Source organism: Bacillus suaedaesalsae (genome assembly GCF_016890225.1).
Classification (GTDB): Bacteria; Bacillota; Bacilli; order Bacillales; family SA4; genus Bacillus_BS; species Bacillus_BS suaedaesalsae.
On record NZ_JAFELM010000009.1, the window covers coordinates 43,039 to 49,204 of the forward strand.

At 36.0% G+C, this 6,166-nt stretch carries 9 protein-coding genes; 2 read left to right on the forward strand and 7 right to left on the reverse strand.

The window, feature by feature from the left end:
- Window positions 1-61: 61 nt before the first annotated feature.
- The 6 genes from hpf to flaG all read right to left on the reverse strand — a co-directional run bounded on the left by hpf (window position 62) and on the right by flaG (window position 4,024).
- Complete coding sequence (gene hpf, locus JR050_RS01265; RefSeq protein WP_204201706.1) at window positions 62-613, reverse strand: ribosome hibernation-promoting factor, HPF/YfiA family; 552 nt, start codon at window positions 611-613, stop codon at window positions 62-64.
- Between the two features lie 335 nt (window positions 614-948).
- Window positions 949-1,146: a cold-shock protein CspD gene (gene cspD, locus JR050_RS01270; protein WP_204201712.1), complete on the reverse strand. Its 198-nt coding sequence runs from the start codon at window positions 1,144-1,146 to the stop codon at window positions 949-951.
- A 185-nt stretch (window positions 1,147-1,331) separates the two neighbouring features.
- Window positions 1,332-1,685, reverse strand: a complete 354-nt coding sequence (gene fliT / locus JR050_RS01275) for a flagellar protein FliT (protein WP_204201707.1) — start codon at window positions 1,683-1,685, stop codon at window positions 1,332-1,334.
- Window positions 1,685-2,086: a flagellar export chaperone FliS gene (fliS, locus tag JR050_RS01280; protein ID WP_204201708.1), complete on the reverse strand. Its 402-nt coding sequence runs from the start codon at window positions 2,084-2,086 to the stop codon at window positions 1,685-1,687. The genes fliT and fliS overlap by 1 nt, the downstream gene beginning before the upstream one ends.
- Before the next feature lie 25 nt (window positions 2,087-2,111).
- Window positions 2,112-3,650 (reverse strand): flagellar hook-associated protein 2, encoded by a 1,539-nt coding sequence (locus JR050_RS01285; RefSeq protein WP_346726688.1) that lies wholly within the window; start codon window positions 3,648-3,650, stop codon window positions 2,112-2,114.
- 14 nt (window positions 3,651-3,664) lie between these two features.
- Window positions 3,665-4,024 carry a flagellar protein FlaG gene (gene flaG / locus JR050_RS01290; RefSeq protein WP_204201709.1) on the reverse strand — a complete coding sequence of 120 codons (360 nt, stop codon included), beginning with the start codon at window positions 4,022-4,024 and terminating at the stop codon, window positions 3,665-3,667.
- A 149-nt stretch (window positions 4,025-4,173) separates the two neighbouring features.
- On the opposite strand from flaG, the gene JR050_RS20155 reads away from it, so the two are divergent.
- Complete coding sequence (locus JR050_RS20155) at window positions 4,174-4,320, forward strand: hypothetical protein (RefSeq protein WP_239454014.1); 147 nt, start codon at window positions 4,174-4,176, stop codon at window positions 4,318-4,320.
- 129 nt (window positions 4,321-4,449) lie between these two features.
- Window positions 4,450-4,746, forward strand: a complete 297-nt coding sequence (locus JR050_RS20160; RefSeq protein WP_346726689.1) for a hypothetical protein — start codon at window positions 4,450-4,452, stop codon at window positions 4,744-4,746.
- A gap of 685 nt (window positions 4,747-5,431) precedes the next feature.
- On the opposite strand, the gene JR050_RS01300 is transcribed toward JR050_RS20160, so the two are convergent.
- A partial coding sequence (locus tag JR050_RS01300) for a flagellin N-terminal helical domain-containing protein (protein WP_204201710.1) occupies window positions 5,432-6,166 on the reverse strand: 735 nt, incomplete at its 5' end.

Here is a 6,166-nt window from a genome sequence, read left to right on the forward strand (position 1 = left end):
AACAATATCAAGGACATGCAAAATCGCAGTCACTTAAAAGTGACTGCGAGATTTGTCATATTTAACTCGGCTCAATAACCGCGTATTTTCCATCTTTACGTTTATAGACGACATTTGTATTGTTTGTCGAAGCATTTGTGTAAACGAAGAAATTATGACCAAGTAGATTCATTTGAAGAATTGCTTCCTCATTATCCATCGGTTTTAAATCAAATCGCTTCGTACGAACAACCTCTAGCTCGTCATCGTCCTCATCCTGGTATGTACCTTTTGGTTCCACACCATTAACAAAATTTAATTTTACGGATCCTTGATCACGAAACTTTCGATTCACCTTCGTCTTATGCTTACGAATTTGTCTCTCCAGCTTATCCACCACTAAATCAATCGCTGCATACAAATCGTTGTGTGATTCTTCTGCACGTAGTGTCATATTGGACATTGGGATCGTCACTTCAATCTTTTGCTTGTTATGATAAACCTTTAAGTTTACGTTAACTTGTGAGTTAAGGCCTTCGCTAAAATACTTATCAAGCTTTCCAACCTTTTGCTCCACATAATCACGTATCGCTGGAGTTACCTCAATGTTTTCACCACGAATGTTAAAATCCATACATGAACTCCTCCTTTTAGTACAAGCTCCCTTACATTATTCTACGTTACCCTAGTCCTATCCTCCTTAAACCTATAAAAAAGTTAGAATTTTTTGTGAATTATTGTATGTGAGGAAAAATGGGTTCATGACAAAAATACTGGATGTTATTGGATATTTCTTTGTGGGTTGTTCTGGGGATCGGTGTAAGAAGCTAGGAGATTGTAAGTTAGAATTTCCCTAATGAATAAAGAAAAACCCACCGCAAATGGGTGAGTTCTCTCTGTTGCTTTTAATTTCGTGCTATATAAGCGATGAAAAACAATAAGTCCTTCAGCGGTTATTTATAATAGAAATTAAAGCTTAGTTACGTTAGAAGCTTGTGGTCCACGGTTTCCATCAACGATTTCGAATTCAACAGTTTGACCTTCTTCTAATGTCTTGAATCCATCAGTTTGGATTGCTGAGAAATGTACGAATACATCGTCTCCGTCTTCGCGCTCGATGAATCCAAAACCTTTTTCTGCGTTAAACCATTTTACTTTACCTTGCATTGACACAACATTCCCTTCAAATCATATACTGTAGGCGTTTTACGTCCACAATTTGATGATACCGAATGAAAAAAAATTAGTCAATTTTTACTTTTCGAGTGAATTTTAGGCATTTCGACAAAGTTTTTATATACCATAAAACAAAGAAAATCCTGTAGGTTTTTTCTACAAGATTTTCATATCTTCTATTTCTTTTTGTCGAAAAACATTCCGTCAAAATTGACGTTTTTATATGGATTTACGTATTTTTCGTTTGTGTTTTTTTGTTTCTTTAATTTATTCATATCAGCTTGGACCACGAGTCTTAACTTCGCCAGCTTAACATCAATGACTTTATTGTATTCGATGATTTGATTGCCGAGTTGCTTTTCTTCATCTGAGTATGGACCCTTCATCTCATCAAGAAGGCACTGACGGTCCTCTAACAGTTGTTCGATTTGTTCAATAACATCATCACGTTTTTCTGAGTCTGGCTCTTCAGTAATAAGCAACTGGTGAAGCTTTGATGTTACCGCATAAACCTGCCCGACAATACTCATTAAATTGACCCAGTATTTCCATATTGCTTTTGACGATTTACTTGAATTACTTGCTTCCACGTGTCACGGAATTCAGTGACGAATCCTTCTACTTCATCTAGAATAGCAGTATCATTTTTGATGTTAGCATCCATTAAACGTCGGTTGATGTAGTCGTACATAGGAAGTAGTTGTTTTGAGATTTCTGATTCCAGGTTAAGAGTAACCATTAGTTCTTGAATAATTTTTTGTGCTTTTTGGATATTTGTATTCTTTAGTTCAATGTTTTTATCCTCTATACCTTTTTTAGCTATATGGATAAATTTAAGGCAACCGTTATATAACATTAACGTTAACTCACCAGGTGTTGCTGTGTTAACTGAGTTTTGTTGGTAGGATTGATATGGGTTTGGTATAGCCATTTTCTAACACTCCTTTACTATAATATTACATTCCGCCAGTAAATGAATTCATAAGGAATGCAGATTGTTCATTTGAACGTTGGATTGCTTTCTCCATTGCTGTGAATTGACGCCAGTAGCGATCTTCGATTTTTATAAGTCGATCTTCGAATGCATTAATACTGCTATCCGTTGACATAATTAGCTTACCGATAGAAAACTGACTATTAGTTCTTAGTGAGTTTCCAGCTTTCTGCTCAATGTTCTTGATCGTAGTTGAAATGGTGGCTCTAAGGCGCCGTGCTACTCCTTTGTCCTCCTGTGTAGGACCATCGTTAGAAAACAAATTGTAAACAGCATTAGGGTCTTTACTTATCGCATCCCTTAATTTAGCTTCATCAATGATAAGTTTACCCTTATCTAGATAGTTTGGTGATGTCTTTATGCCTATTTCAGCTAATTGGTTAAAAGTACTTCCTGTATTCACAGAACCATATAAATCCATTCTGAGTTTATTTAAACCACTAGATAGAGTCGTGTCCCCTCTTAACATACCACTTTTAGCTCTTTCTTCCCAAAGCTCAATTTCGCGGTCTTCCATTGATTCTTTCTGTTCAGAAGTTAATGGCTTATAAGTACGATAACGCTCTTCAGATGTTTTAGCATTAATCTTGCCAATGATTTCATTATATTTATCAACAAACCCTTTAATTGAATCAAAGATTCCATTAACATCAGTAGATGAACTAATCATAATATCTGTATTAGAGGCGGCTTTTAATGTATATTCAAAACCATTAATTTGGAATGTATTAGAAGATCTTGTTGTTGATAAGCCATTAATTGTCACCTTAGCATCTTGTCCAACCTGTCCATTTGCTCCTGCTAGTTGATTATCTGCTGCAAGATTTAATGAACCTGTTAAGAAATCACCAGATAAAACGATTTCAGGTAGATCTGTTGTTCCACTTTTTGCATCTCCACTATTCTTCGCTGTTAAGGATACTTTCCCTGTCTGGCTATCAAAAAATGCATTTACACCTGCTGATGACTGATTAATTTTACTTATAATTGAATTTAGAGAGTCAACTGCAGGGTCAATCGTAAAACTAACTGCTTCTCCCATGCTTCCATCACTCTGTACAGATTGGATAGAAAATGTATTGGAAGTATAGTCAGTAGCAAGATTTGCGCGTTGGTCTACTAGCTTTCCATTCGGATCAAATGTACCAGTAGAATTTTTAATAGAAGTTGAACTATTAATATATGCTGCCTTCGCTAATTGCTCCACCTTAATCGTTGTATCCATATTCGATGTGGAGTTAATGTTTTTAACAGAAACATCACTTTCATTAGAACTAGTCATATGTTTCTTAGTAAACGTCGCTTGACGCAATACCCCATCAAACGTAAAGGTATCAAGTTCCTTCAATAGAGTATTCATGGAACGATAATCGTCTCTTTGCCATTCTAATATTTGCTTTTTTTGAACTAGCTTATCCAGAGGCATACGTTCAGCCTTCATTAAGTCTTTTACAAGAGTGTCGATATCCATTCCACTTGCAAGTCCACCTATTCTTACCACTTCAAATCACCCCTTTATATCTTTTTATCAACTAATAAACCAACAAACTTTGTCATTTCTGCGTAAAAGTCTAATATTTTTTTAGAGGGAATCTCTTTCACTACCTCTTGAGTAGAACTGTCTATGATTTTCACATAGTACTCCTTTAGTTCCTCATGCATTTCAAACTTCAAGGAAGTGTTAGAGGGTTGCAGGAAATCATTCATTCCTTTAACAATTTCCTCAACTTTATCCTTTGGAAGCTTCGGAACTTCCTCTTGTAATCTACTATTACCGTTATCATTTTTTGATTCAGGTTTTGTTGAAATTGTGCGGTTTGTTAATTCAGCCTGTATAAGCTTACTTGTATTTGAAGAAATGCGGTCGATTGACATATTTCTTCTCTCCTTCACCTAATATTGTCTACTTGTTATATCGACAATAATTTTTAGTTATTAAGAAATATCCAATACTTTTACATATTTTTTCGAAAAATGCTATAATAAAAGGAACGCATGTTCCGTTTTGGGAGGAGTAATGGGAAATGCACATATTTAAACTAACTGATATACAAAAGAATATACTCATTGCAAGCATCATGGGAGATGGCGAAATTACAAAGATCTATAAAAACTCTAGAAGGAAATATAATAGTTACCGCGGGCATTTTGGGGTTCAACAACTGGAATAGCGGCTATGGAAGATATCTTTCTTACCAGAAATCCTTTATTTAAATCCTAAAAACAACACCATTTTATCTAAATCAAGTTAACTGTTCACGGAATTATTTCCCCATTTTTATCAAATAGAGAAAGGAAAGGTGTTACCAGTAAAGCTTTTAAAATATTGCCAGTTGATTAACTTTTTAGCCATACTTTATATGGATGATGGATCATTAACGATTTCCAAAAGAATCAATCACAACAAAAAGAAAATATACCTAACTCCTCACATTTCATTATACCTACAAAATTACACAAAAAATGAACTTCAAATCTTACAAATTCACATTCATCAAAAGTTTGGTATTGCATTTTCTCTAAGTAAGAGAAAGGATGGGAACGGGTACATCCTACGTTTAACCTCCACCCAAAACACATATGACTTCCTCAACTAGATTAAAGATGTAACGAAATCCTGCCCTAGCATGTACTATAAAACAGACTGGGAATGGAGATTTAATTATGAATGTGAAAAATTTTTAAAAAGCCATGAAGAGTATGAAGTTGTAGCAACCAGTCCTGATCGATTTAAAATTATTCTGACGGGGAAGTAACTCTTTTAATAAACTTAAAGAGACAAGGAAGTACTGATCAAGAAATTGCCTTAAAGTTAAACCGTTCCTATTGGTCTGTTGTAAACAAAGTTAAGGAACTAAGAAAAAATGGTCTCCTTTTATAAAAGGAAGACCATTTTTAATTAATGATAATTAACGAAGAAGTTGAAGAACTCCTTGTGGTTGTTGGTTCGCTTGCTTTGCGACTATGTCTTTCGATCATAGAATAGACTATATCTTCACCCTAGTTTTATATAGGGGCTGGGCACTTCGAATGACAGTTTGTCATCCTACGGATTTCATAGTCATAGCCATTGCCTTAGACCGAATATCCTAGTCGTTGAACCTTCTCCACCCTTTCGGGACAGGAGCTTGGCTGCTGATTATCCATTGTAGTATCTTCTCCATTTTCGAACCATCACACTGACCGTTTCCGGTTATGTTGTGGTTGAAGAAGCTTTAGGAAGTTCCAGCAATTCACCCAGTTATACTCTAGTTCGTTACCAAACTAGACGCCCTGTAATCATTATCTCAGAAGTTGTAATACTCCTTGAGGCATTTGATTAGATTGAGCTAACATTGCTTGTGCAGCTTGAGAAAGGATTCCGTTTTTAGTAGATTCCATCATCTCTTTCGCCATGTCAACGTCACGTACACGAGACTCAGCAGCTGTTAGGTTTTCAGAAGAAGTACCTAAGTTGTTGATTGTGTGCTCTAGACGATTTTGGTTTGCACCAAGCTTTGAACGCTCTGCAGAAACAGTTTCAATTGCATCATTGATTGTTGTAATAGCTCCTGTTGCTGCTGCTGCAGTTGTAGAGATATCAATTCCAGCTGTAACTGTTGCATCGCCACCAGCTGTTGTTGCTGCAGTACCTGTTCCAACTAATAAAGTAGAAGCGTCCATTGCATTAATAGCTAAGTTCATTGTTTGGCCTTCGTTAGCACCAATTTGGAATGTTAATGCAGATGCTCCTTGACCATCAAGAAGTTTCTTCGTATTGAATTCTGTCGTGTTAGAAATACGTGTAATTTCTTTTGCTAGTTCGTCAACTTCACCTTGTAAAGCTGCACGATCAGTAGCAGTATTTGTATCGTTAGAAGATTGAACCGCTAATTCGCGCATACGTTGAAGGATAGAGTGTGTTTCGTTTAATGCACCTTCAGCCGTTTGAATTAAAGAGATACCATCTTGTGCGTTACGAGAAGCTTGATCTAATCCGCGGATTTGTCCACGCATTTTTTCAGAGATTGCTAGACC

Coding starts and splice junctions, on each gene's coding strand:
- JR050_RS20155 (WP_239454014.1), top strand. CDS start 4,174: ATGCACATATTTAAACTAACTGATATACAAAAGAATATACTCATTGCA.
- fliS (WP_204201708.1), bottom strand. CDS start 2,086: ATGGCTATACCAAACCCATATCAATCCTACCAACAAAACTCAGTTAAC.
- cspD (WP_204201712.1), bottom strand. CDS start 1,146: ATGCAAGGTAAAGTAAAATGGTTTAACGCAGAAAAAGGTTTTGGATTC.
- flaG (WP_204201709.1), bottom strand. CDS start 4,024: ATGTCAATCGACCGCATTTCTTCAAATACAAGTAAGCTTATACAGGCT.
- fliT (WP_204201707.1), bottom strand. CDS start 1,685: ATGAGTATTGTCGGGCAGGTTTATGCGGTAACATCAAAGCTTCACCAG.
- hpf (WP_204201706.1), bottom strand. CDS start 613: ATGGATTTTAACATTCGTGGTGAAAACATTGAGGTAACTCCAGCGATA.